The 24,910-nt window shown below is 63.8% G+C and carries 27 protein-coding genes; 17 read left to right on the top strand and 10 right to left on the bottom strand.

Annotated features, from left to right (window positions below):
• Positions 1-4: 4 nt before the first annotated feature.
• Positions 5-826 (bottom strand): HAD-IIA family hydrolase, encoded by an 822-nt coding sequence (locus BLQ01_RS19395; protein ID WP_035761154.1) that lies wholly within the window; start codon positions 824-826, stop codon positions 5-7.
• Between the two features lie 303 nt (positions 827-1,129).
• On the opposite strand from BLQ01_RS19395, the gene BLQ01_RS19390 reads away from it, so the two are divergent.
• Together BLQ01_RS19390 and BLQ01_RS19385 are read left to right on the top strand one after the other, a co-directional pair.
• Positions 1,130-2,467, top strand: a complete 1,338-nt coding sequence (locus BLQ01_RS19390; protein ID WP_091553746.1) for a hypothetical protein — start codon at positions 1,130-1,132, stop codon at positions 2,465-2,467.
• Between the two features lie 79 nt (positions 2,468-2,546).
• Positions 2,547-3,203 carry a TrmH family RNA methyltransferase gene (locus tag BLQ01_RS19385; RefSeq protein WP_245232956.1) on the top strand — a complete coding sequence of 219 codons (657 nt, stop codon included), beginning with the start codon at positions 2,547-2,549 and terminating at the stop codon, positions 3,201-3,203.
• A 36-nt stretch (positions 3,204-3,239) separates the two neighbouring features.
• Here the strand turns inward: BLQ01_RS19385 and BLQ01_RS19380 are convergent, their stop codons facing one another.
• Positions 3,240-4,220 carry a hypothetical protein gene (locus BLQ01_RS19380; RefSeq protein ID WP_254779538.1) on the bottom strand — a complete coding sequence of 327 codons (981 nt, stop codon included), beginning with the start codon at positions 4,218-4,220 and terminating at the stop codon, positions 3,240-3,242.
• Between the two features lie 289 nt (positions 4,221-4,509).
• Here BLQ01_RS19380 and fbaA point away from each other — a divergent pair, with 289 nt between their 5' ends.
• Together fbaA and BLQ01_RS19370 are read left to right on the top strand one after the other, a co-directional pair.
• On the top strand, positions 4,510-5,529 hold the full coding sequence (gene fbaA, locus BLQ01_RS19375) for a class II fructose-bisphosphate aldolase (protein ID WP_026542313.1): 1,020 nt from the start codon (positions 4,510-4,512) through the stop codon (positions 5,527-5,529).
• Positions 5,529-5,951, top strand: a complete 423-nt coding sequence (locus BLQ01_RS19370; RefSeq protein ID WP_011773312.1) for a DUF3151 domain-containing protein — start codon at positions 5,529-5,531, stop codon at positions 5,949-5,951. The genes fbaA and BLQ01_RS19370 overlap by 1 nt, the downstream gene beginning before the upstream one ends.
• Positions 5,952-6,073: 122 nt before the next feature.
• Here the strand turns inward: BLQ01_RS19370 and BLQ01_RS19365 are convergent, their stop codons facing one another.
• The 3 genes from BLQ01_RS19365 to BLQ01_RS19355 are packed head-to-tail and all read right to left on the bottom strand — an operon-like array spanning position 6,074 to position 9,011.
• Positions 6,074-6,895 carry an ABC transporter ATP-binding protein gene (locus BLQ01_RS19365; RefSeq protein WP_091553742.1) on the bottom strand — a complete coding sequence of 274 codons (822 nt, stop codon included), beginning with the start codon at positions 6,893-6,895 and terminating at the stop codon, positions 6,074-6,076.
• Positions 6,892-7,956: an iron-enterobactin ABC transporter permease gene (gene fepG / locus BLQ01_RS19360; RefSeq protein ID WP_091553739.1), complete on the bottom strand. Its 1,065-nt coding sequence runs from the start codon at positions 7,954-7,956 to the stop codon at positions 6,892-6,894. Before fepG ends, BLQ01_RS19365 begins: the two co-directional genes overlap by 4 nt.
• Entirely contained in the window at positions 7,953-9,011 is a 1,059-nt protein-coding gene (locus BLQ01_RS19355) for an iron chelate uptake ABC transporter family permease subunit (protein ID WP_091553736.1), read from the bottom strand. The genes fepG and BLQ01_RS19355 overlap by 4 nt, the downstream gene beginning before the upstream one ends.
• A 175-nt stretch (positions 9,012-9,186) precedes the next feature.
• Here BLQ01_RS19355 and BLQ01_RS19350 point away from each other — a divergent pair, with 175 nt between their 5' ends.
• Entirely contained in the window at positions 9,187-10,200 is a 1,014-nt protein-coding gene (locus BLQ01_RS19350; RefSeq protein WP_091553818.1) for an ABC transporter substrate-binding protein, read from the top strand.
• Positions 10,201-10,564: 364 nt separating this feature from the next.
• Here BLQ01_RS19350 and BLQ01_RS19345 read toward each other — a convergent pair whose 3' ends face one another.
• Complete coding sequence (locus BLQ01_RS19345) at positions 10,565-11,197, bottom strand: uracil-DNA glycosylase family protein (RefSeq protein WP_018780067.1); 633 nt, start codon at positions 11,195-11,197, stop codon at positions 10,565-10,567.
• A gap of 284 nt (positions 11,198-11,481) precedes the next feature.
• Between BLQ01_RS19345 and BLQ01_RS19340 the strand changes: the two genes are divergently transcribed.
• From BLQ01_RS19340 to BLQ01_RS19310, 7 genes are all read left to right on the top strand, one after another.
• Positions 11,482-11,829 (top strand): hypothetical protein, encoded by a 348-nt coding sequence (locus BLQ01_RS19340; RefSeq protein ID WP_035761145.1) that lies wholly within the window; start codon positions 11,482-11,484, stop codon positions 11,827-11,829.
• Between the two features lie 144 nt (positions 11,830-11,973).
• A complete protein-coding gene (locus BLQ01_RS19335; RefSeq protein ID WP_223944560.1) occupies positions 11,974-12,603 on the top strand; it encodes a SipW-dependent-type signal peptide-containing protein in 630 nt (209 codons plus the stop codon).
• A gap of 3 nt (positions 12,604-12,606) precedes the next feature.
• Positions 12,607-13,266 (top strand): SipW-dependent-type signal peptide-containing protein, encoded by a 660-nt coding sequence (locus BLQ01_RS19330; protein ID WP_091553732.1) that lies wholly within the window; start codon positions 12,607-12,609, stop codon positions 13,264-13,266.
• Positions 13,263-13,787, top strand: coding sequence for a signal peptidase I (locus tag BLQ01_RS19325; RefSeq protein WP_091553730.1), 525 nt, complete (start codon positions 13,263-13,265; stop codon positions 13,785-13,787). Before BLQ01_RS19330 ends, BLQ01_RS19325 begins: the two co-directional genes overlap by 4 nt.
• The gene (locus BLQ01_RS19320; RefSeq protein WP_091553728.1) at positions 13,774-14,481 is read left to right on the top strand and encodes a hypothetical protein; all 708 of its coding nucleotides are present in this window, start codon (positions 13,774-13,776) and stop codon (positions 14,479-14,481) included. The genes BLQ01_RS19325 and BLQ01_RS19320 overlap by 14 nt, the downstream gene beginning before the upstream one ends.
• A gap of 29 nt (positions 14,482-14,510) precedes the next feature.
• Complete coding sequence (locus BLQ01_RS19315; RefSeq protein WP_175493498.1) at positions 14,511-15,014, top strand: hypothetical protein; 504 nt, start codon at positions 14,511-14,513, stop codon at positions 15,012-15,014.
• Between the two features lie 233 nt (positions 15,015-15,247).
• Positions 15,248-16,537, top strand: coding sequence for an adenylosuccinate synthase (locus tag BLQ01_RS19310; protein WP_026542322.1), 1,290 nt, complete (start codon positions 15,248-15,250; stop codon positions 16,535-16,537).
• A 120-nt stretch (positions 16,538-16,657) separates the two neighbouring features.
• Here the strand turns inward: BLQ01_RS19310 and BLQ01_RS19305 are convergent, their stop codons facing one another.
• Positions 16,658-16,951, bottom strand: a complete 294-nt coding sequence (locus tag BLQ01_RS19305) for a type II toxin-antitoxin system RelE family toxin (RefSeq protein WP_091553723.1) — start codon at positions 16,949-16,951, stop codon at positions 16,658-16,660.
• On the bottom strand, positions 16,948-17,223 hold the full coding sequence (locus BLQ01_RS19300; RefSeq protein ID WP_026542324.1) for a type II toxin-antitoxin system Phd/YefM family antitoxin: 276 nt from the start codon (positions 17,221-17,223) through the stop codon (positions 16,948-16,950). Before BLQ01_RS19300 ends, BLQ01_RS19305 begins: the two co-directional genes overlap by 4 nt.
• 166 nt (positions 17,224-17,389) lie before the next feature.
• On the opposite strand from BLQ01_RS19300, the gene BLQ01_RS19295 reads away from it, so the two are divergent.
• From BLQ01_RS19295 to BLQ01_RS19280, 4 genes are all read left to right on the top strand, one after another.
• Positions 17,390-18,850: an MFS transporter gene (locus BLQ01_RS19295; protein WP_091553720.1), complete on the top strand. Its 1,461-nt coding sequence runs from the start codon at positions 17,390-17,392 to the stop codon at positions 18,848-18,850.
• Positions 18,851-18,860: 10 nt separating this feature from the next.
• The gene (locus BLQ01_RS19290) at positions 18,861-19,733 is read left to right on the top strand and encodes an SMP-30/gluconolactonase/LRE family protein (RefSeq protein WP_091553718.1); all 873 of its coding nucleotides are present in this window, start codon (positions 18,861-18,863) and stop codon (positions 19,731-19,733) included.
• 94 nt (positions 19,734-19,827) lie between these two features.
• Positions 19,828-20,061 (top strand): DUF6480 family protein, encoded by a 234-nt coding sequence (locus BLQ01_RS19285; RefSeq protein WP_026542327.1) that lies wholly within the window; start codon positions 19,828-19,830, stop codon positions 20,059-20,061.
• 34 nt (positions 20,062-20,095) lie between these two features.
• Positions 20,096-21,016, top strand: coding sequence for an NADP-dependent oxidoreductase (locus tag BLQ01_RS19280; RefSeq protein WP_091553717.1), 921 nt, complete (start codon positions 20,096-20,098; stop codon positions 21,014-21,016).
• A gap of 3 nt (positions 21,017-21,019) precedes the next feature.
• Here the strand turns inward: BLQ01_RS19280 and BLQ01_RS19275 are convergent, their stop codons facing one another.
• A complete protein-coding gene (locus BLQ01_RS19275; protein ID WP_091553714.1) occupies positions 21,020-22,768 on the bottom strand; it encodes an FAD-dependent oxidoreductase in 1,749 nt (582 codons plus the stop codon).
• 71 nt (positions 22,769-22,839) lie between these two features.
• Between BLQ01_RS19275 and BLQ01_RS19270 the strand changes: the two genes are divergently transcribed.
• Positions 22,840-23,781, top strand: coding sequence for a LysR family transcriptional regulator (locus BLQ01_RS19270; protein WP_091553713.1), 942 nt, complete (start codon positions 22,840-22,842; stop codon positions 23,779-23,781).
• Positions 23,782-23,803: 22 nt separating this feature from the next.
• On the opposite strand, the gene BLQ01_RS19265 is transcribed toward BLQ01_RS19270, so the two are convergent.
• Positions 23,804-24,790, bottom strand: a complete 987-nt coding sequence (locus BLQ01_RS19265) for a malate dehydrogenase (RefSeq protein WP_091553710.1) — start codon at positions 24,788-24,790, stop codon at positions 23,804-23,806.
• Positions 24,791-24,910: the final 120 nt, after the last annotated feature.

Raw genomic sequence — 24,910 nt, 5'->3', positions numbered from 1 at the left:
GTTCCTAAATCTGGCTCTTGAGGTCGGCCACAGAGTTCAGGATCTGGTTGGGCCGGAACGGGAAGGACACGATTTCTTCACGCTGGGTGATTCCGCTGAGGACCAGGACCGTGTGCAGGCCCGCTTCCATGCCGGCAACGATGTCCGTGTCCATGCGGTCACCGATCATGGCAGTGGTCTCGGAATGGGCGTCGATCTGGTTCATGGCGGAACGGAACATCATGGGGTTCGGCTTGCCTACGATGTACGGTTCGCGGCCCGTGGCCTTGGTGATCATGGCCGCTATGGCTCCGGTGGCGGGCATGGGACCGTCCTTGGAAGGGCCGGTGGCATCCGGGTTGGTGGCGATGAACCGGGCACCGGCCAGGATGTGGCGGACGGCCATGGTGATCGCTTCGAAGGAGTAGGTGCGGGTTTCACCCAGCACCACGAAGTCAGGATCGGTGTCCGTGAGGATGAATCCGGCCTCGTGCAGCGCGGTTGTGAGCCCGGCTTCACCGATGGTGTAGGCGCGGTTGCCCGAATCCGAGGACTGGACCTGGTCCTTGAGGAACTGGGCCGTGGCCAGTGCCGACGTCCAAATGTTCTCTTCCGGTACCTCCAGGCCGGACGCACGCAGGCGGGCTGCGAGGTCGCGGGGAGTGAAGATGGAGTTGTTGGTCAGGACCAGGAACCGCTTGGACGTATCTACCCAGCGCTGGATGAGTTCAGCCGCGCCGGGGATTGCCTGGTTCTCATGGACCAGGACGCCGTCCATGTCCGTGAGCCAGCACTCGATTTCGTGGCCGTTCCGATAAACCGATGTGGACGTGGTTTCTTCTGCCATATTTGCCTCCGGCTGGGGTTGTTCATGCACTTCCACCAGTCTTCCATCAATCCGCGGCCCGAACATCCTGGAAGCCCGCTTATGTGGGTAGTTCTGCCCATGTGGATAACGGCTGTGACTTGCGCCCGGCGCCTCGAACTCGATTACGCTTGTGGCGGCGCAGGCGTGCCACCACCGTGGGTCGGGGGATCGACATGGTGGTTTTTATGCGTCGTCCACGCTTCAGCAGGTCCCCTCTTACGGTTTATCCACCGGATGTCCCAGAAACATCCCGGTGACCCACTGCTTTCGAAAGGGCCTGTCATGAGCAACAACAACGGAGCGCCGCAGCCTCCCTACAACCCCGACGGCGTGCCGCAGCCCCGCTACGACACCGGCCAAGGCCAGTACGGACAGTACAAGCCAGGGCAGGGCCAGCCCGGCCAATACCAGCCAGGTGAGGGCCAGCCGGGCGAGGGCCAGACCGAGGTATTCCCCACCCAGCAGCCGCCGACGCAGGCCTATCCGGCCCAGCCCTATCCGACGCAGGCGTATCCCACCCAGCAGCCGCCGACGCAGGCGTATCCCGCGCAGCAGGCGAACCAGCCGGGCCACCCCGACGGCGAGTATGCCGAGACCGTGCACCGCTACCCCGAGGCCCAGCAGGGTCCATCAGCGCAGCAGGACCAGCCCGGCTACCCGGGCTCAGGCTACCCGGCGCAGCCCGGCGGACCCGGAGCAGGCTACCCGGGCCAGCCCGGCTACCCCGGCCAGCCCGGCGGACCCGGCCAGAACCCGGGCGACCACAACCGGAAGTCCCTGTTCCTCATCCTGGGTGGTGTCGCCGTCGTCGTGATTATTGCCCTGGTGGTGGCGTTCACGTGGCTGATCCCGTCCATGACCAAGCCCACCGCAGTGGAGTCCCCGTCGCCGTCGGTGACGTCCTCGGATGAAGCCTCGGAAGCAGCCGCTGAACCGTCCGCTGAACCATCCTCCGAACCTTCGGGGGAGTCTTCGGCGTCCTCCACCATGCCCGCCGGTGCCATCCCGCTGCCGTCGGTGTGGGAGCAACTCGCCGGCCCCAGCAACGTACCCGCCGACGGTGATCCGTTGTTCAACAGGTGGGTGACGGGCGAATCCTCCTTCCAGTACTTGGCCGAATGGACCCACGACGAGTCGTTCGGAATCACCAAGGACCCCACCACGGGTGAAGAAATCCAGAAGAAGGCCCAGGGCACGGTGGAGACCGACGGTGACGGCATCGCGCTCGCCTATGCGTTCTTCGCCGAGTCGGAGGAGGGCAAGTTCGGCAAGGATCCTGTTGAGGTCAAGAAAGCCATCCAGGACATTGAAGCCCGCTACAAGGGCATGTCGGCCACCGAGTTGCCGCAGAACCTGGTGGGCCACAAGTGCGCTTCGAACTTCAAGACCTCAATGCCGGAAATCCGTGAGTTCCGCCGCGGTGCAGCAGTTGTTGTCGGCTTCACCTGCGCCAACGCCCGTGGTGAAGCCATCCAGGCCGTCAACCTGTTCTCCGTAACTCCCTGGGGCACACCGCAGATGCTTGGTGTCAGCGGCCACAAGGAATACTGGGACGCGCACCCGGGGCTCTTTGAGCAGCTGGCGAACTCGTACCGCATCAACAAGTGGAAGATGGGCTAGTCCCGGCGGGTCCAAGCGGCAGGGCTAAAGTTGAGGGGTGACTGACCTTCCCCCCACTACAGCCCTGCCCACCCCTGCCCTGTCCTCGGCCGACACCACAGGGGACGGCGAGGCGGAAGCGAAACCTGAGGTCGGCGTCGGGCCCTGGGAAGGTGAGTGGCCCGTTGGTGACCACTGGGACCCTGACCTGTTGAGGGATGGTGACCGCCGCAACGTGGTGGACCAGTACAGGTACTGGAAGCACGAGGCGATCGTCGCGGACCTTGATTCCAAGCGGCACGATTTCCACATCGCCATAGAGAACTGGCAGCACGACCTCAACATCGGCACGGTGGTGCGGACAGCCAACGCTTTCCTCGCCAAGGAGGTCCACATCATTGGACGACGGCGGTGGAACCGTCGCGGGGCCATGGTCACCGACCGCTACCAGCACGTCCGCCACCACCCCACGGTCGAGGACTTCGTGCAGTGGGCCGAGGGGGAGGGGCTTGCCGTGATCGGCATCGATATCTTCCCGGATTCCGTGCCCCTGGAGACGTACGACCTCCCGAAGAACTGCGTGCTGGTGTTCGGGCAGGAAGGCCCCGGCCTGACACCCGAGGTGCACGATGCCGCCGTCGCTACGCTTTCCATCGAGCAGTTCGGCTCCACCCGGTCCATGAATGCTGCTTCCGCGGCCGCCATCGCCATGCACGCCTGGGTCCGCCGCCACGTGTTCCAACAGCCCGTGAGCTAGGCGAGCTGTCAGTATCACCCCGGGCAGCTGCCCGTTCTATTGGTCTTTGAGAGTCGCTTTTCCGTCGACGATGTGGATCTCACCAGAGGCTCTGGGTATTACAAGCTCAACCTTCGGCTCCCATTGTGGGGCGTCGTCACGGCCGCTGTTCACTTCGTAGCTCACCGAAGCCGCGCCCGATTGCGCCGACTGAATGATCCAACTGTCCTCGCCGCGAAGGAGAGTGAAGGTGGGCTCCTTCTCGATGGTCCATTTCACGTTGCGGGTAGGTCGGTATTCGGAGATCGCAAACCCGGAACAGCCACGACGCGTCGCTTCGGCGGTACTAGCCAGAGCGGAGGCAGTGCATTCAGTCCGTTTGTTCTCAAGAAGTGTCCGGGTCTCGTCCAGGAGCAGCTGGGTGGGTAACACTTTCAAACGTTCGGTGTTCTTGGAAATCGCCCGGTCAATGCTGATCAAGGCCTTCTGCTCTTCTGCCATTGTGTACTTGTCTCCGGAAATGCCGAGGGTGTACTCGCCGGGGAAGGCCGGCATCAGCAGGGAATCACTGGCAGCGGTTCCGGAGTCAGGGGCGGCAACAACCACGCCGTTCACGGTGAACAACCCCACGGGACGGTTGGAACTGATCCGGATTTTCTGGAAGTTTTTGGGCCCAACCTTCCACTCGCCTTCACGTGACTTGGTCATCCTCAGAATGATTTCCTGCTTGCGGCCGTTCTGGGTGACTTCGGCAGTGACGAACTCCGACCTTGCCTCCAGGATCCGGTAACCGTCAATGTGCTGCTTTGCATTTTTGTACACGTTGTTTTGGAGGAGAGCCCGTTCATTCTCCGGGACGCCGGGGTCCGATACGCTGAGGGCTTTCTCGCCGTCACCATCGATCAGGGCCTGGAAGTATGTTTTTGCTGTGGCGCTCATGCCCCGGTCCGGTGAGAACAGCGGTAAAACCAGGAGAACCAGAGCAACGATGGCTGCGGTGAGGACTACCGCCGCGCCAGCTGTAATGGCAATAATCATCTTCCGCTTCCGCCCGGGGTGCGCTTCCGGAAAAGTACCGCCCTGGGGCGGCAGGGGTGGCGTTGGGCGGGGCTGATGGTTTGCGCTCGGGGGGAACTCCATTCCGGCAGTATATCCACCGTCTCGATGAATCAGGGGTAGCTGGCGGATTGTGAACCCGGCGGAAGTGTTAAGAGCCCCAGTGACCCGAAACACGGCGTCCCGGCGGATATCGCTAGGATGGGTGCTAGCCGTAAGCGGTCTACTCCAGGGTTACCAACCCACAGACGAATTCAGCATAGGAGTCACCATGCCCATTGCAACCCCAGAGATTTACTCCGAGATGATCGACCGCGCAAAGGCAGGCGGATTCGCTTTCCCCGCGGTCAACGTGACGTCGTCGCAGACTCTGAACGCTGCGATCCGCGGTTTCGCTGAGGCCGAATCGGACGGCATCATCCAGGTTTCCACCGGTGGCGCAGCCTACTGGTCCGGCGCTTCGATCAAGGACATGGTTGCCGGCTCGCTCGGTTTCGCCGCGTTCGCCCGCGAAGTTGCCAAGAACTACAACGTCAACATCGCCCTGCACACGGACCACTGCCCGCAGGACAAGCTGGCGGACTTCGTCCTGCCGCTGCTCGCCGCTTCCGAGGAAGCCGTCAAGGCCGGCAACGACCCCATCTTCAACTCGCACATGTGGGACGGCTCGCACGAGACCCTCCCGGAGAACCTGCGCATCGGCCGCGAGCTGCTGGAACGTGCAGCTGCTGCAAAGATCATCCTCGAAGTTGAAATCGGCACCGTTGGTGGCGAAGAAGACGGCGTTGAGAACGAAATCAACGAGAAGCTCTACACCACCACCGAGGACGCACTCGCCACGATCGAGGCACTCGGCGCCGGCGAGCACGGCCGCTACCTCACCGCGCTCACCTTCGGCAACGTGCACGGCGTCTACAAGCCGGGCAACGTCAAGCTCCGCCCGGAACTGCTCAAGCAGATCCAGTCCGAGGTTGGCGCCAAGATCGGCAAGGAAAACCCGTTCGACCTCGTCTTCCACGGCGGTTCAGGCTCCACCGAGCAGGAAATCGCTGACGCCGTTTCCTACGGTGTCATCAAGATGAACATCGACACCGACACCCAGTACGCCTTCACCCGCCCGGTTGCCGGCCACATGTTCTCCAACTACGACGGCGTCCTGAAGGTCGACGGCGAAATGGGCAACAAGAAGACCTACGACCCCCGCGTCTGGGGTGCTTCGGCCGAAGCCGGCATGGCCGCGCGCATCGTCGAAGCCGCACAGCAGCTCGGTTCGGTGGGCAAGACCTTCTAATGTCTGACGAATTCCGCAAGAACCTGATGGGGCCGGAGCCCACGCTCCTGCCCGCTGAAACCGAGATCTACCAGCACCTGGCGCTCGGCAACGAAGCGCTGGACCTGGTGGCCAAAAACCCTACGTCGTCCCTGCTGTGGGCCATCCTCGCCGAGGAAGCCTGGGCCGAAGGCCGGACCATCGAGTCCTACGCCTACGCCCGCGTGGGCTACCACCGCGGACTGGACTCCCTGCGCCGTAATGGTTGGCGCGGAGTTGGACCCATCCCGTGGGAGCACGAGCCCAATCAGGGCTTCCTGCGTGCCCTCTACGCGTTGGGCCGGGCAGCATCGGCTATCGGCGAGGCTGAAGAGCCGGAGCGGATCGAGAAGTTCCTGAACGACTCGGACCCCAAGGCCAAGGCAGCGCTCGAAGCCCGCTAAAGCGGACTCAACAAAGCACACGACGACGGCGACCCTCACCGAAAGGCGAGGGTCGCCGTCGTCGTTAAGGGTGTTAGTCGAACAGCGCTCAGTCAGTAACAGCGCTCAGTCAGTAACAGCGCTCAGTCAGTAACAGCGGAGTGCCGCGGCCTCCCCAGCGGAACCACCAGCGGCGTGTGCGTCACGGGATCGTCAATAATCCGGCAGGCCATGCCGAACACTTCCTCCACCAGGGACTCGGTGATCACGTCAGCGGGAGCGCCCTCGGCCACCACCACTCCGTCCTTCATGGCGATGATGTGGTCCGCGTAGCGGCTGGCATGGTTGAGGTCGTGGAGCACGGCCACCAGGGTGTGGCCCTTGTCCAGGTTGAGCTCGCGGAAGAGTTCCAGCAGCTCGATCTGGTGGGCGATGTCCAGGAAAGTGGTGGGCTCGTCGAGCAGCATCAGCGGTGTTTGCTGGGCCAGGACCATGGCCACCCAGACGCGCTGCCGCTGGCCGCCGGAGAGTTCGTCCACGAGCCGGCCGGACAAGGCTGCGACGCCGGTGGCCTCCATGGCGTCGACAACGGCCTTCTCGTCAGCCTCGGACCACTGGCGCAGCAGCTTCTGGTGCGGGTACCGTCCACGGGCCACGAGGTCCGCCACGGTGATGCCATCGGGGGCTATGGACGACTGCGGCAACAGCCCGAGGCGCCGGGCAAGTTCTTTCGCGGGAAGCGCGGTCACGGATTTCCCGTCCAGCAGCACCTGGCCGCTCCGGGGCTTGATGAGCCGGGCGAGGGCGCGCAACAGCGTTGATTTGCCGCACGCATTGGGCCCGACAATCACCGTGAACTGCCCCTCCGGAATGCGGACGTTGAGGTTCTCGGAAATGACGCGTTGCTCGTAGCCGATGGTGAGTGCTTCGGCGTGGAGCTGCGGGGCAGCGGTGGTGAGGTTCATGATTTCCTTGCTTCCCTGGCCAGCAGCCAAACGAGGTAGATTCCGCCGATGCATACCGTCACAACGCCCACTGGCAGCTGGATCGGGGCAAAGAGGCGTTGGGCCGCGAGGTCGCTCGCTGCCAGCAGGAAGGCTCCCATCACGGCAGAGGGAACCAACATGATGCCCGCGCTTCGAGTGAGCCGCCGCGCAAGTTGCGGTGCCGCGAGGGCAACGAAAGCGATGGGACCGGCAACCGCGGTGACAGCAGCCGTCAGTGCGACGCCGAGGACCAGCAGCAGCAAGCGGGTGTGTTCGGCCCGGACGCCCAAGGCGCGTGCGGCGTCGTCGCCCATTTCCAGCAACTGCATCCGGCGCGCGGCTGCCAGCGTGCCCAAGCCAACCACTGCAACCACGACGGCGGCGGGCGCCGCTTGCTCCCAGGTGATGCCGTTGAGGGACCCGGCTCCCCAGACGGCGGCCGCCAGCGCGGCCTCAAGCTCGGCCCGCAGGATCAGCCAGTGGTTGAAGGCGGCCAGCATCGCACTGATGCCGATGCCCACAATGATGAGCCGGAAACCTTGGGAGCCGCGGCGGTAGGCGAGCAAGTAGACGGCCAACGCGGTGAGGATTCCGCCAACCAAGGCCCCTGCAGCGATGCCTGAATATCCGCCGCCGATGGTCAGCATCACGATCAGCGCTCCGGTGTAGGCGCCGGTGTTGAAGCCGATGATGTCCGGGCTGCCCAGTGGGTTGCGGGTCATGGATTGGAAGATTCCGCCGCTCATGCCAAGTGCTGCACCAAAGACCAGTGCTGCCAGGACGCGCGGGAGCCGCCACTCCATGACGATGGTTTGGGCAAGACCCGGTGCGTCACCGGCGAAGGCCTGGAGTACTTGCGGCACTGAAACGTCGTAATCACCGGTTGCCAGGCTGGCCACCGCCACGGCCAGCGCGGCCAGAATCAACGGGATGCAGACAAGGATGCTGCGGATGTCGACACGGAAGCTCAGCCAACGGTTTCGGACCACAGCGGTGGACCGGCCAAAGTCGGTGCGGTTGCTCTGGTCCAGGCGCGTCACAGCCCACTCACTTTCCGCCGCCGTGCAAGGGCAATCAGCACCGGCGCGCCAATGAATGCGGTCACCACGCCCACTTGGAGTTCCCCGGGAGCAGCGATCCGGCCCACTACGTCCGACACCAGCAGCAGGATGGGGGAGAGCACCACAGTGGTGGCAAGGATCCACCGCTGGTCCGGGCCCACAATCCAGCGGGCTACGTGCGGAATCATGAGGCCCACAAAACCGATGGCACCTGCACCGGCTGTTGCCGCTCCGCTGAGGAGGGTGATGGCCACGACGCCCAGGATGCGGGTGCGGTTGACGTTGGCGCCCAAGGAAGTGGCGAGGTCGTCGCCCAGCGCCATGGCGTTGAGCCCGCCCACGCAGAACACGGCGATCACCAAGCCCAGGCCCATGAACGGCGCCACAGTCAGGACCGATTCCATGGTGCGGGTGTCCAACGAGCCGATGCTCCACGAGCGCAGGTGGTCAAAAGCCTTGGGATTCAGGAGCGTCAGCCCTGAGCCGATGCCGGTGAGGACGGCGCCCAAGGCAACACCGGCCAAGGTGAGCCTGATGGGATTCACCACGTTCCTGCCGGAGGTGCCAATCAGGTACACGGCAGCCGTGGTGAGGATGGCGCCCGCGAACGCAAACCAGATATAGCCGCTCAGTGAGCCAATCCCGAAGACGCCAATGGCAATCACAATGGCAAACGACGCGCCGGCGTTGACGCCCAGGATGCCCGGATCAGCCAAGGGATTGCGCGTTATCGCCTGGATGAGCGCACCGGCCACACCCAGCGAAACTCCGACGGCGATGCCCATCAGGGTGCGCGGGAGCCGATTCTGCAGGATGATGGCGTGATCGGCGGAGTCCTGTGGGTTGGTGAAGGCCTCAAGGACCGTGGATGCCGGGATGAACTTGGCTCCAATGCCCAGGCTGAGCAACACCGCACCCACCAGGGCGGCCGCTGCCAGGGCGAGGAAGAGGACCCTCCACCGGGACTTATTGACGACGCCGGAACCGGCAGCCGCGCTGACAGCCGGAAGGGCAGGAGCGGCTACCGGGGACATGACACCGTCGATCGGGACACAGCAGGGACCATTTCGCAGAGGGGCGGTAATAAGACGGGCATTGTGGTGACTGTCGTCACAACGTCACAGAAGTGTGCCTTAATTAGGTTAGCCTTACCCAGTGAAAAATGACGATTTTGAAGTGCAGCCGGGCAAGGCTTCCCCCCAGCGCCGGATGGCAGTGCGCAAGCTTGTGCTGAAGGCGGCAGGTGCCGTCCTGGCGGTTGGCCTGATCGCGGGCTGCGGCACCAGTGGTGGCTCAGGGTCTGCTGCCGGCAACGCCGATGTTGCCACGGGCGGCTCCAAGTTCACCACCGCGGACCAGGAGACGGCCAAATTGGGCACCGACGCCGCTCCCGGTGTCTTTCCCCGCACGCTCAAGCACGCCAACGGTGAAACCACGTTGGAGAAGAAGCCCACCCGCGTAGTGGTTCTGGACACCGGTGAACTGGACGACGTCGTAACGCTTGGCATCACTCCGGTGGGCATGGCAACCACCGAAGGTGCCAACCCGGTCCCCACCTACCTGGCCGACAAGGTCAAGGATGTGGCGTCGGTAGGCACCATCCAGGACCTCAACCTTGAGGCCATCGCTGCGCTGAAGCCGGATCTCATTTTGGGTAGCCAACTCAGGGCCGACAAACTCTACAAGCAGCTCTCCACCATTGCTCCCACGGTGTTCAGCATCCGCCCCGGCTTCCCTTGGAAGGAAAACTTCCTGCTGGTGGGCAAGTCCCTGGGCGAGGAAGACAAAGCCGTCAAGGCACTCAATGACTACCAGGCCGAAGCCGATGCGCTCAAGGCTGACGTGAAGGGCGATCCCAAGATCTCCCTGGTGCGCTTCCTCCCGGGCAAGATCCGTTTGTACGCGAACAAGTCGCTGATCGGCGTGATCCTCAAGGACGCCGGGCTGGCCCGTCCGGAGAACCAGGACATCGATGAACTCGCAGCCGAGATCTCGGCCGAGAACATCGAGCAGGGCGATGCCGACTGGATCTTCTACAGCAGCTACGGCGACCCCGCGGCCACGGGCGAAACCTCCGTGGTTGAAGGCGCTGTCTGGCCCAAGCTCGGCGCAGTCAAAGCCGGCCAGGCCAAGGCCGTCAGCGACGACGTCTGGTTCCTGGGGCTCGGCCCCACCGGCGCGCAGCTGATCCTCAAGGACCTCCGCAGCATGCTGGCCGGCTAACGCCGCCCAACAACAAGCACCCCAACGACGACGGCGGCCCTCACCAAAAGGTGGGGGCCGCCGTCGTATGTGCGTTGTGAGGCCTGGTCTACGCGCTTACCCGGAGGTTTAGGGCGCATAGCGGGCCACGCAACGAGGGGTGCGTGCGTTGTGAGGCCTGGTCTGCGCGCTTACCCGGAGGTTTGGGGCGCATAGCGGGCCACGCAACGAAGGGTGCGTGCGTTGTGAGGCCTGGTCTACGCGCTTACCCGGAGGTTTGGGGCGCAAAGCGGGCCACGCAACGAAGGGTGCGTGCGTTGTGAGGCCTGGTCTACGCGCTTACCCGGAGGTTTGGGGCGCAAAGCGGGCCACGCAACGAAGGAAATTACGCCTTGCGGGGGATGCCCGTGCGGGCCATGGCCTCGGCGTAGGCGCCGTGGATGGCATCCAGGTATTCCTGCTGGCGGGCCGGGGTGCCGGCGAAGGAGCGGCCACCGAGCGAGCGGACCTTGAAGGTCTTGAAGCCACGGCGGGCGATGCTTGCCGGTGCGGCCTTCATGAGCTGGTCGGCCAGACGGTGTGCCTCGTTGCCGTGTGCCACCAGGGCGGAGGTGCGCGGCAGGAGCTGGAGGAGGCGCAGGAGCGGCTTCAAGCCCTCGGTGATGTTGGCAGGTGTGAGCTTGCCCGGTTCCTCGTTGGGTTCGATCCAGGGGTACGCGTTCCAGGGCATCATGAGCTCGGGACGGAGGCCCAGCTGCCACTGCATACCGAGCATACGGGTGGCGGCTTCCTCGTCGCCGGGGGTGATGAAGCCCTCGCCGGTGGTGGTGCGCTGGTTGGAGAAAAGGCTGACGATGCGGCAGTCATCCATGCTGTGGGCGGGGTCGATGTAAAGGACCTCGCTGCCCGGCTTCTGCTCCTTGATGGAGTCGCACAGCTCGTTGACCTCGGCAATGTGCGGTTCGTAGCGGCGGTTCCAGAGGATTTCTTCGGGTGATTCAGTCGCCAGTTCTTGCATCAGGGGTTAGGTCTCCTAGGTGTTACAGCGCACCGTTCCAAGGGGCCGCGGGCATGCCGCGGCCGAACCTCAAAGGGTGCTGTTGGGGGCTAACTAACCTTACCGGACTATGGGGGTTAACGGGTCCTGCTCCGGCGCGCCCTTTAAATGCGACGCGGCGTGTTGCCCGGAAACGTGTCCGGCGTCTCGGACGGCGGGGCCAACACCTTGCAGGAGCCGGAGCCGGAGCCGGAGCCGGAGCCGGATCTCGACGAAGGCCCGCGGCATGGTACATGATGCGCCCTATGGAGAAACAGGAATCGTCGGCTGCTGCCGTTGCCGCATTCGAGGGGCTGGGGGAGGACTTGGCGCCGGCAGGTGTGGTGATGGGAAAGATGTTCGGCGCCACCTCCCTCATGCTCAACAAGAAGGCGCTGGCCTGCTTGAACGGCGACAAAGTGGTCTTCAAATTGGGCCGTGACACCGCGGAGCATGCCCGCGCACTGTCCCTTCCCGGAGCCGTCCTCTTCGACCCTTCACGCATGGGCCGTCCGTTCAAGGACTGGGTGGAGCTGCCCTTCGCCGAGCATGAAGATTGGCCTGCTTTCGCCGAAGCCGCCCTGGAGTTCGTCGCGGGGGAGCAGGGGACCTAAAAGCATTTGTCCACGTCAAAGCGTTGACATACCTTCACGGGAATGATCAGTTGGAACCAAGGTTTTGGGGGAAACCAACTGGGGACCCCCACCTCCGGACTGACGATCCCTTGTTCGTCAGCAACAACAATCGTGGGGGTAATAGTGGTTGCATCAACAGCGTCGCCGGAAACGGACCCGGGCCAGCGTGACATCGGGTCCCGAAAGTCACCGAAAGTCCGTGCCATCCTTGCCGGCGGACTGGTCCTGGGGGTAGGCGCGGCCATCACCTTGGCAGCTTGGAATGACTCCGAATTTGCCCAGGGAACTTTCACGGCAGGTGCCTTCAACCTCGAGGGCAGCACGGACGGGACCTCGTTCGGAGAGAACCCCGTCGACGACCCGGCAACGCTCGGCTTTACTGCCGCGCCGGCCAATCTGGCACCCGGCGACGTCGTCACGGCGCCTTTCGCAGTCAGGTTGGACGACACCACGAGCAACGACGCCACCGTCACAGTTACTACGGAGACCTCCACCGGAGCCCTCACCGGCCTGACCTACTCGCTGACGCAGTCCGCTGGTTTCGGGTGTGGAGAACCCGTCACGGAAACGTTGGTGGCAGCCGGGCAGGCCCTGGGCACCACACCGGCCAGTGTCACCTTCGACCTGGTGCAGGGAAGCGGCACGGCCAATGGCACCGCCGTGAACCTCTGCTTCCGGATTACCGCAGATGATGGCCTCGTCCAATCCCAATCCGGGACCACCACCTGGGAATTCGCCGCACAATCGCAGTAACCCATGGGCAGACGAGAAGCCGAAACCAAGCGCGGTGCGGCGCTGATCCGCATTCGCGCACTGCTGGCAGGGGCCTTGGTGCTGGGGCTGGGCAGTTCCGTGACCCTTGCTTCGTGGACTGACAGCGACTTTGCCAGCGGTGCCTTTGGCGCGAGCGTATTCGTCACCGAGTCCAACGTCACCAAACCGTACAACGCGTCAGGGACGTGGAGTGCCAACGACGTTGCACCCGGTGCAGCGTTGGTGTTCACGGCCACTTCCATGAGCCCAGGCAGCGTGGTCTATGCTCCCTTCGCCCTCCGAACCAAGGCAAACTCGGTGGCAGGTGAGGTGGTGCTCGGGATTCCGGCCGTAACCAGCAGCGGGACGGGAACCGCTGACCTGGGCGCCGCCCTGCGCTACAGGGTGGTCCGCTCGGCTACCTGCGATGCTGCGTCCTTCAGCGGGACACCCACCTTCGTGGTGGGCAGCGACGGTACCAAGCCATTGACGCAAGGGCAGGCGGCCGGCGTCGTCAATCCCTTGTCGGCAGCGTCGGCGACGCTGCCTGGAACGCCCACGCAGTTCTGCTTTGAGGTCACGCTGCCGGCTGGTGCCAACAACGCGCTCCAAGGCCAGACTGCTACTGCGACCTGGCAGTTCACTGCCACCTCGAGCTCATGAGCGGCCGCCGATTCTGCAGCAGGCTGCGTGAAACATTGCTGAACCTTGCTGCCGTGGGCGGCGCCGTCTGCATCCTGGCGGTGGTGTGCGCCCTGCTCTTCAATATCACCTTGGTCATGTTCAAAACGGGGTCCATGTCCCCGGCCATTCCGGCCGGATCACTGGCCGTGGTCCGCCAAATCCCGGCAGCTGATATCGGCATCGGGGATGTAGTCACCGTGGACAGGCCCGGCAAGCTGCCCATCACGCACCGGGTCCAATCCGTGGAGCCTGCGGAGGGAGCCGCACGGACCATCACCATGAAAGGCGACGCCAACACTGAAGCCGATCCCGCCCCTTACGTGGTGGAGAAAGTCCGGCTGGTGATCTGGTCCGCGCCGGGGCTCGCACACCCGCTGGCGGCTGCGGCCAACCCGGTGGTCCTCGGCGCCACCACGGTTGCCGTGTCCGCATTGGTGACGTGGGTGCTGTGGCCGAGGAGCACTCGCCGACGCAGGACCGGACAACATGTGGCGGCGTAGCGCGGCGGGGCTGCTGGGCGTGCTGCTTCCTGGCGTATTGATGCTTGGCGCCGTGCCCGCTGCACCGGCAGTCGCACCGGCTGTTGCCACCGACGGTTACCCGCCCGGCTGGTTGGAGCTCGACGCCGGACCCACCGGCCAGGTGCATCGCCTCACCCCTGGTGGAAGCGCGGATTGGGTGGTGGATGTCCAGGTTCGTGGTGAACCCGCCTCATCCCTGAAGGTGGGCATGGAGCCCGGTCCCGCGGATGCGGAGGCCCTGCGAGACTTCCTGAGCGTGGAGCTCCAGGGCTGCTCCGAACCCTGGACGGGAAGTTCCTGCGCCCAAGGTCCCCGTGTTCTGATGAAGCGGACGCCCCTGAACAGGGCCGACGGCGTGCGGGTGGACCTCATGAGCCCAGGAGCTTTGGAATCCACCCATGCCCACGTTTTGGTGAGGGCAACACTGGCCGAGGATGTTCCGCCTGAAGTGCGGGGGAGCCGGACACAAATGGTGCTGGGCTTTCACGGTTCTGGTGGCGGCGCTGGTTCTGGTGACGGTGCTGGTTCCGGAGGCTCACCCGGAAACCCGGCGGAACCGCCGTCGGACGCTCTTGCCCACACGGGTTTCAGGCTGGGCGGGTTTGCGCTGCTCGGCAGTGTGGCGGTCATGGCAGGTTTCGGGCTGGCGCGCCTGCGGGGTGGTGGCCGGTGAGGGTATGGGCCAAAGTGCGGTCGGGGCTGGTGCTGGCTGTGCCACTCGCCGTGGTGCTTTCCGTGGTGAACCCGCCGGCTGCCACGGAGGCGGCGTGGCAGCGCGATCAGTTTGCGTCGGGGAGCTTCGGGACGGTGACCATTCCGGCTCCCACACTCAATGGCCAGTGCACCTACAACCCGGGCGTTCTTGGCCTGGGGGCGTATGTCCGCATCCTGTGGAAAGCGCCGGCGGGGTATTCCTTGGCGAATGCTGAACTGCAGGTGTCCACCAGCGGATTGGGCTCGGCGTTGGCCCCGCTGACGGGGTACAACCTGGCGGCCAACACCACGGGAAATGCCGCTTCGGGGTACAGCACCGAAGTCCAGGCAAACCTGCTGGGCGGGCTCCTGGGGCTGGGAACCGAGCTCCAGATTGCGATTACGGTCAAGGACCCGGTGTCAGGATGGACGTCGAAGGCTGCTTCCGTGGCGTCAAATGCAGGGTTGGTGGCCGGTCTTGGCGGAAGCTGCCGCAATCTGCCCGCGGCCTGATGCCGGCGCGCCCGGGTTTCCCTGGGGAAAACTTCACCAGGCTGCCGTTCAAGACACCTTGACACCAGAGAAAGCGGTCCCATCGGCTAAACTTGGCTGGTAAGAGCCCCGAACTCTTGCGTATGCCGGCCGTCGTGGCAGGCTGCACCGGTATCGTCGGGGCATTCTCATGTACGGCGTCGAGTCCTGGTCATCCGGTCAGTGTCTCGCCCGAAAGAATGGGGGAGGATCCCATGCCCGCTATCGTGATCGTCGGAGCCCAGTGGGGCGACGAAGGCAAAGGCAAAGCAACCGATCTGCTCGGTGGCCGCGTTGACTACGTCGTCAAGCCCAACGGCGGCAACAACGCCGGGCACACCGTGGTTGTTGGCGGTGAGAAGTATGAGCTGAAGCTCCTTCCCGCGGGCATCCTGAGCCCCAACGCCATTCCCATTATTGGCAACGGCTGCGTGGTGAACCTCGAGGCCCTGTTCCAGGAGATCGACGGCCTTGAAGCCCGTGGCGCGGACACCTCGCGCCTGCGCGTTTCGGCCAACGCCCACCTGGTTGCCCCGTACCACCAGGTCCTGGACAAAGTGACGGAGCGCTTCCTTGGCAGCCGCGCCATCGGTACCACGGGCCGCGGCATTGGCCCGGCCTACATGGACAAGGTGGCCCGCCTGGGTATCCGTGTCCAGGACGTCTTTGACGAGTCCATCCTCCGCCAGAAGGTGGAAGGCTCGCTGCGTCAGAAGAACGAACTCCTGGTCAAGGTCTACAACCGCCGCGATATCGTTGCGGACGAAATCGTGGAGTACTTCCTTTCCTTCGCCGAGCGGCTCCGCCCGCTGGTCATCGACAGCACACTGGTCCTCAACAACGCCTTGGACGAGGGCAAGGTTGTGCTCATGGAAGGTGGCCAGGCAACGTTCCTGGACGTCGATCACGGTACCTACCCGTTCGTCACCTCTTCCAACCCCACCGCCGGCGGCGCTTCGGTTGGCTCGGGCATTGGCCCCACCCGCATTTCCCGGTCCATCGGCATCATCAAGGCGTACACCACGCGTGTTGGCGCCGGTCCGTTCCCCACGGAACTGTTCGATGACATGGGCGTGTACCTGCAGAAGACCGGCGGCGAGTTCGGCGTTAACACCGGGCGCCCCCGCCGCTGCGGTTGGTACGACGCCGTCCTGGCCCGCCACGCTTCCCGCGTGAACGGTTTCACGGACTACTTCGTCACCAAGCTGGACGTCCTCACGGGCATCGAGCAGATCCCGGTCTGCGTTGCCTACGACGTCGACGGCGTGCGCCATGACGAAATGCCCATGACCCAGACCGAGTTCCACCACGCAGTGCCCATCTTCGAGTACTTCGACGGTTGGACAGAGGACATCACCGGTGCCCGCACCCTGGAAGACCTCCCGGAGAACGCGCGGAACTATGTGCTGGCCCTGGAAAAGCTCTCCGGCACCCGTTTCTCGGCCATCGGCGTCGGCCCGGACCGCGACCAGACGATCGTGGTCCACGACCTCATCAACGACTGACACCAGCCCATTCACGACGACGGCGGGTCACCTTGGTTCCTCACGGAGCCGGAGGTGACCCGCCGTCGTCGTTCTTATCCCGGTTCGGGCGGTGCGACTGCCGATAATCCTGCGTGGAGCTTATCGGGGTTTGTAAAGATCAGATCGATGTTCGATGCGGTGGACAAAAAGGACATGTTCTTCAAGGTCCAGAGTGAAGAGCACCCGATAATCGCCTCGCCGAGCGGTGCGGAGTCCGAGGAGTTCGTTCGTCAAAGGCTTGCTGAGCCGATGCGGATTCTCCGCCAGGGGTCCGGTGACGAACTCAATGATCGCGGTAGCGGCCTTTTCCGGTAAGCGCCTGAAGCCGCGCAACGCCGGGCTTGTGACTTCGATCGTCCATGGACTTGGACTGGTGCCGGCCGAATCGGTCACCGGGCCGGGAGTCCAAACTCCCGGCGGAGATCGTCCCCGCTGGTGGTGTTGCCCGCGGCGATGTCGCGTTTAGCCTGGTCCAGGTCTTCACGGATACCTGGCTGCGAGAGCCAGTGGATGGTTTCCTGCAAAGATTCCAGGTCGTCCGCGGACATGAGAACGGCAGATGGATGGCCGTGTCGCGTAATTTGAATGATCTCGTGCGTTGCGTCTGCTTCTTCGACCAAGGCGGACAGCTTGTCCTTGGCTTCACTCAGTGGCACTGTTCTCATAGCTGTATTTTAGCCAAACTTCAGGCCAGAAACTAGCCTAATTATTGGCTAAATTACATCGAGTGAAGCAGTTCGCACAGGTCTTTCCTTCCAGGGACTAATCTCCAGGCCCGTGGGGTTACTCCTTTCGGAGCGAAACCAGTGATGACGACGGAATGAGGGCACCATGACAACGGAAACCACCGAAGGAGTCGGATTCCGGTCCCGGCGCGGACCGATCCTGATCGCGCTGATGCTGGCTACCGGACTGGTGGCCATCGACTCGACGATTGTGGCCACGGCGGTTCCGTCCATTGTGGAAGACATCGGCGGATTCAGTTCCTTCCCCTGGCTTTTCTCCGCGTACTTGTTGGCACAAGCTGTGTCGGTGCCGATTTACGCCAAGCTTTCGGACGTCGTAGGCCGGAAGCCCATCATCCTCAGCGGCATCGGATTGTTCCTGCTGGGATCGATCCTGTGTGGGTTCGCCTGGAGCATGCCGGCGCTCATTGCCTTCCGCGTCCTTCAGGGCTTGGGCGCGGGGGCGGTGCAGCCGGTGGCTATTACCATCGCAGGGGATATCTATACCCTTGCCGAGCGGGCGAAGGTGCAGGGCTATCTGGCCAGCGTGTGGGCCATTTCTTCCGTAGTGGGGCCAACTTTGGGAGGGGTTTTCGCTTCCCTGGAAATTTGGCGCTGGATCTTCTTCATCAACGTTCCGTTGTGCTTCCTTGCGGGCTGGATGCTGATAAGGACGTTCCACGAGAACATTGAGCGCGCCAAGCACAGGATCGACTACCTGGGCGCCGGTCTCCTCACGGTTTCCTTGAGCCTGCTGATTCTCGGGGCTTTGGAAGGTGGCCAGGCGTGGGCGTGGAACTCTCCGGTCAGCATTACTGTCTTCGCGGTGGGTGGCTTGTTGTTTGCAGCCTTCGTCCTGGCCGAGCGGAGGGCGGCGGAGCCGATCCTGCCCGCATGGGTGCTCTCCCGGCGGCTCCTGGCAACAACGGCGTTGATTTCCTTTGGTGTTGGTGCGGTCATGCTGGGCCTGACGTCCTATGTTCCAACGTTCCTTGAGGGGGCCCTGAAGACTTCTCCCATCCTCGCCGGCCTTGCCCTGGCCGCCCTGACGCTGGGCTGGCCGATCAGCGCATCCCAGGCCGGACGGTTTTATCTCCGGATCGGTTTCAAACGCACCGCCTTGATTGGAATCGTCATCTCCGTGGCGGGCGCGGCAGTGCTTGCCTTCACGGCGTCCTCGCCCAACGTGGTGTTGGTGGCACTGGCCTGCTTCATTGTGGGCCTGGGGCTCGGGCTGGTTGCTACCCCCAGCCTCATTGCCGCCCAGTCGAGCGTGGAGTGGAACGAGCGCGGCGTGGTCACGGGCACAAACCTGTTTGCCCGTTCGATCGGCAGCGCCTTGGGTGTGGCGGTCTTCGGTGCAATAGCCAACGCCATTTACGCCGGTGGTCCAAGCGGCGGTGTCGATCCCCAAACAACTGTGAACGCCTCCGCAGCGGTGTTCCTCGCCGTGCTGGTCAGTGCCGTTCTCACTGTTGTGGCCGTGATCGCCATGCCTGCTGCCCAGCGGGCGGACAGCAACACCCCGTCGGACGCAAAGGCCGCAGCGGGACCTGTGGAGGACTAGTCTCTAACGCATGGACGAACTGATCACCGGCACTCTGGAAAAGCTCTTCGAAGGAACCGTGTGGGCAGAAGGGCCGGCCTGGATACCGGAATCGCAAACAGTCCGCTGGAGCGACATCCCCAACAACCGCATCCTGGAGTTCAACCCGGCAACCGGTGCAACCCGTGAGTACGCCACCGGCGTCGAATACACCAATGGCCGGACGCTGGACCATGACGGCAGCGTGGTGCAGTGCAGCCACGGCCGCAGGCGGGTGGAACGGGACCACGACGGCGTGGTGTCACCGATCGTTGAAGCGTTCGGTGGGCATCGGCTCAACTCGCCCAACGACGTTGTGGTGGCCGCCGATGGAACGGTGTGGTTCACGGATCCGCCCTACGGAATCCTGCCCGGGACGGTGGAAGGCCACGAGGGCGAGCAGGAGTACGGCGGCTGCTACGTGTTTCGGTTCAACCCCGCAACCAATGACCTGACGCCGGTGATTACCGATCTGGTCCATCCGAACGGTTTGGCTTTTTCACCGGATGAATCGCGGCTGTACGTCTCCGATACCGCCGGCGCGTCCCATGGAGTCCCGTTCCGTATTGCCGCCTATCCGGTTGAGGATGGCGGGTGTGGGGCCGGAACCACCTTTGTGGAACTTGAAGAGGACCGGGCCTCCGACGGTTTCCGCGTTGACGTCGAGGGCAGGGTGTGGACTTCGGCCGGGGCCTCGGTGCGGGTTTACGCGCCCGACGGCGGGCTGGTGGCCGCCGTCGAACTTCCGGAAAGGGTGTCCAATCTCTGTTTCGGCGGAGTCGACGGGCATGACCTCTACATCACGGCCACCACATCCCTGTATCGTGTGCGGACGGCGACGCGTGACACAGTGTGGGGTCGCTGAGAGTTTCACCGGATTTGTAAGGTTGCTGTGGTTCTGGCCGTGCCGGTTCGATACGCTGGGTCAAAGCGTCACCACTGCTACAAGGGGAGTGAGCGTGTCAGGACCCAATCCCGATCCGTATGAGGACAAGATCACCGGCCTTGAGCCCGGCGGCGGAGTGCCACCGGGAGAAACGCCTCCGGGCGAATCCTCCACCGCAGGCCCCCAAGGCCATGACGAGGGCGGCCCCCGGAAGGGAACCCAGGCCTTATGGCTTGCCGCCATCGGCGCCGGAGTCCTGCTCTCGCTGCTGTACTTCATCGGCTACATCGTTGGCTTCTTCGATTAGGAATACGCTGCGCTAAACGGGAGTTGTCGCTCATATGAAGGCAATGACTTACAGCAAATACGGAAACCCCGACGTCCTTGAACTGACAGAGCAACCAATGCCCAAGGTGGGGCCGGGAATGGTCCTGGTCAAAGTGAAGGCATCCTCCGTCAATCCGGTGGACTGGAAAATCATGGGAGGCCACCTTGATCCGCTCATGGACCTCCAATTTCCGGCGATCCCCGGGTGGGACGTCGCGGGCGTTGTGGAAGCTGTTGGTATTGACGCTCCCCACTTCAAGCCCGGCGACGAAGTGATCTCCTACGGCCGGAAGGACTATGTCCACGGCGGCAGTTTCGCCGAGTACATCGCCCTGCCGGAGCGGCTGCTTGCCCGCAAACCGGAATCGTTGGACTGGAATGAGTCGGCCGGGCTGCCCCTGGCCGGACTCACCGCGTACCAGGTGCTCAACCGCCTGGGCCTTCAGTCGGGCGAGACAGTCCTGATCCACGGCGGGGCCGGCGGGGTGGGCTCCCTCGGTATTCAGATCGCCGTGGCGCGCGGCGCGAAGGTGATCGCCACGGCATCTGAAAAGAACCACGACTTCCTGCGGTCCCTGGGTGCCGAACCTGTTGCCTACGGTGAAGGCCTTGCCGCCAGGGTGAAGGCCCTGCGTCCCGAAGGCGTGGACGTGGTGGCCGACTTCGTGGGCGGCAACCTTGAAGCCACGCTTGAGGTCCTGGCCGAAAACGGGCGCCACGCCTCCATTGCCGACAACGAGGTGGAGGCCCACGGCGGTACCTGGATGTGGGTCAATCCCGTGGGCGCCGAGCTCCAACAACTCGCTGACCTGGTGGACGAGCACAAGATCCGGGTGGAAGTAGCCACCGCGCTGCCCCTGTCCGAGGCAGCTGATGCTTTCCGGCTCAACATGGAGGGCCACACCCGCGGGAAGATCGTGGTCACCGTTCCCTAAGGATTACTCCACGAGCTTGCCGGCAACGGAGTCGTCGGCATTGGCCTCGGCCAGTGCCCGGAACGAATCCGGAGCAGGGGGCAGGCTTTCGAACCTGACCCCCTCATCGGTGGACCAGATGAAGTTCCCCTGCAATGCCGGATCTGCCGTTGGAAAGTCGGCACGGTTGTGGGCTCCGCGGGTTTCGCGGCGTTCCAGCGCGCACTCCAGGGTGGCCCGTGCCGCGAGCAGGGAGCCCAGGAGGTCGTAGGCGTGGGCCAGGTCATCAAACCCTGCGATGTCCGGATGGGCTGTGACCAGTTGGGCGCGTTCCTCCAACGCGGTCAACTTCTCAAGTCCCAGCTCCAGCCCTTTCTCGGTGCTCGCTGCCCCTGCGTGCTCGGTCATGAGGTTGCGGAGTTCACGCTGCAGCCGCCGTGCGGACTCTGTTCCGCGTTCGCTGAGCAGGGTCTGCATTTCCCGGCGGGCGATCTCGACGGCGGCAGTATCCCGGAAGATGTGCGTGCGTGAATGGACGTAGTCAGCCACGTGCCCACCGGTGATCCGGCCGTAAACCAGCAGCTCAATGAGTGAATTGCCGCCCAAACGGTTGGCACCGTGAAGCCCGGAAGAGGCTTCGCCGATTGCGTAAAGGCCGTTCACTCCTGTTCCGTGGTCCTCCGGTGCCACCCAGACCCCGCCCATGGAGTAGTGCGCTGTGGGAGCGATTTCGATTTTGGTGGTGGTGATGTCCAGCATCTGCAGGTCGATCAGGGTGCGGTAGACCCGTGGCAGCTTTTCCATGACGGTTTCCCGCGGCAGGTGCGAAACGTCCAGGTAGACGCCGCCCTTCTCCGTGCCGCGTCCCTCGGCCACCTCGGTATATGCGGCCAGCGCGACCCGATCCCGGGTGGAAAGTTCCATGCGCTCGGGGTCGTAACGTGCCATGAAGCGCTCGCCGAGGGCGTTGGTGAGGATGCCTCCTTCTCCACGGGCGGCCTCGGAGACCAAGGTTCCGGCAGCGTCGTCGGGCTCCAACAAGCCGGAGGGGTGGAACTGGACCAGCTCGGCGTCGCGGATGCTCGCCCCGGCCAGGGCTGCCAACCGGAAGGAATCCCCGGTGTTCTCATCGCGCCGGGAGGAGGTATGCCGCCAGATACGGGTATGTCCGCCTGCGGCCAGGATGACCGCATCGGCGTGGATCTGAACGGGAGTGCCGTCCACGACGTCGAATCCATAAGCGCCGAAGACGGTGCCGTCGGCCACGAGCAACCGCGTGATGTAGACGGTGTCGATGATGGGCACGTTCAACTCTGCGGCCCGGCGCATCAGCGTTCGCTGGATCTCCAACCCGGTGTAGTCCCCGGCGTAGGCGGTGCGGCGATACTTGTGTGCCCCGAAGAAACGCTGGGAGATGCGTCCATCATCCTCCCGGGCGAAGGGCATTCCCCACCGTTCAAGGTCCTCAATGCCTTGGGCGGCGTTCCGGGCTACCGTCTCGACGATGGACGGGTCGGCAAGGAAGTACGACTCCCGCAAGGTGTCGGCTGCGTGCTGCTGCCAGCTGTCTTCGGGATCCATCGTTCCCAGGGCCGCGTTGATGCCCCCGGCGGCCAGGCTGGTGTGGGCGTCGTGTTTGCGTCGCTTGCCTACCGCCAGTACCTCCACACCCCGCTGGGCGAGTTCAATGGAGGCGCGCAGGCCTGCGCCGCCGGTGCCGATGACAAGCACCGAAGTGGACATGAGTCGTTCTGGAGTGGCGTTGAAGTTCATGGCATCAACGCTAGGACGGTCCTCTTCATGTATCCAATGAATTATTTGGCTCAACCTGATGCGTTTATGCTATGAAGATGAAGTTGGAGCAGTTGCGCTCATTCGAGGCCCTTGCCAGGGTGGGGCATTTCACACGTGCGGCCGAGCAACTCTACGTGGCGCAGCCATCCCTGAGCAGGCAGATCGCTGCGCTGGAAGCAGATCTGGGAACGGCACTGTTCCACCGTGGACCCGCCGGAGCCACGCTGACGCATGCGGGAGAACTGCTTCTGCCCATCGCCCGGCGCATGCTCGGTGACGCGGAGACCGCCCGGGAGCAGATGAATGAGCTGGCGGGTTTGCGCCGGGGCCGCGTCCGCCTGGGCGCCCCGCCCACGCTGTGCGTCTCACTGGTGGCTGATGTACTGGCTGCTTTCCGCAGCGCGCATCCCGGAGTGGAACTGCATATCACTGAAGGCGGCTCGCGTTTCCTGGTCGATGCCCTGAACGAAAGCGCCCTGGACCTGGCCCTGGTGGTCACCCGCGGAACAGATCCCGCAGTACAGGGCACCGAACTGGTTCCGCTGCTGACCGAAGAGCTGGTGGTTGTCTCCGCCGCCGGATCAGGGTGGCGGGAAGAACTCACCTTGGAGGAATTGGCCGACATTCCCCAGGTGGCCTTCAATCGAAGCTATGACCTGCGGGTGGCCACGGAAGCCGCGTTCGCCGCCAAGGGGCTGGAACCGGTGATCGCCGTCGAGGGCGCCGAGATGGACGCAGTGTTGAGGTTCGTCGACCGTGGCTTGGGCGTGGCCGTGGTGCCGGCCATGGTTGTCATCGGCAGGCCCGGGCTGCGCAGTGCCCGCCTGGTCAACCCCTCGCTGAGAAGGACCGTCAATCTGGCCCGGCGCAATGACATTGGTCCTTCAGCAGCCACCGCAGCAATGCAGGAGTTCATCTTCAGCACTGTTGACCGGCTGGCGGCGCCGGGCACCGAGCTTGCCCGGCTGGTCACGCCAACGGCACGTCACTGACGGAGATCAGATCAAGCCGGGTTCAGATCAAGCCGAGTTCAGCCACGGCGGCCCGCTCCTCAGAAAGCTCGGCGGCTGTCGCATCCATCCTTTTGCGGCTGAAGTCGTTCACTTCCAGCCCTTGAACAATTTCCCAGTTCCCGCCTGAGGTAGTCACCGGGTACGAATAGATGAGGCCTTCGGGCACTCCATATGATCCGTCAGAGGCAACAGCCATGGAAACCCAATCGCCCTCCGGCGTGCCGAGCAGCCAGTCGCGGGCTGCGTCGATGGTCGCCGACGCTGCCGATGCCGCGGAGGACGCACCCCGGGCATCGATGATCGCCGCACCCCGCCGGGCAACCGTGGGGATGAATTCGTTCTCTATCCAGTCCTGGTCGTTCACCGCCTCGGCCGCGTTCCGGCCGGCGACCTCTGCATTAAAGATGTCCGGATACTGCGTTGCGGAATGATTGCCCCAGACCGTCATTTTGCGGATATCCCCTACGGGGATCTGGAGCTTTTTGGCAAGCTGTCCAAGGGCGCGGTTGTGGTCCAGCCGGGTCAGGGCGCTGAACCGCTCAGCGGGGATGTCAGGGGCGTTGCTCATCGCAATCAAGGCGTTGGTGTTGGCCGGGTTGCCTGTCACTCCAATGCGGACATCGTCGGCCGCGACCCGGTTCAGTGCCTTGCCTTGTGCTGTGAAAATTGCGCCATTTGCACTGAGCAGGTCGCCGCGCTCCATGCCCTTGGTGCGCGGACGGGCGCCAACGAGCAAGGCGAGGTTCACGCCGTCGAAAATGTGATCGGCGTCGTCGCCGATTTCCACGGAGTCGAGCGCGGGAAACGCACAGTCATCGAGCTCCATCACCACACCCTCAAGTGCCTTCAACGCCGGCGTGATTTCCAGGAGCCTCAGTTGCACCGGAGTATCGGCGCCGAACAAGGCGCCACTGGCGATCCGGAAGAGGAGGCTGTAGCCGATCTGGCCGGCCGCGCCGGTCACAGCGATCTTGATGGGTGTGCTCATGTCACGTTCTCCTTGCTGATCCGGGGTACCCGTTGGGCTTTGCAAGCTGTATGTCATCGTGCCACAGGGCTGGTCAGCGACTAGCTACGGGATCGCCGGAAACGCGCGAAATCGCCGGAA

Source organism: Arthrobacter sp. UNCCL28, from assembly GCF_900102805.1.
Taxonomy (GTDB): domain Bacteria; phylum Actinomycetota; class Actinomycetes; order Actinomycetales; family Micrococcaceae; genus Arthrobacter; species Arthrobacter nicotinovorans_A.
This window is presented reverse-complemented; position numbering and strand designations above follow the sequence as displayed.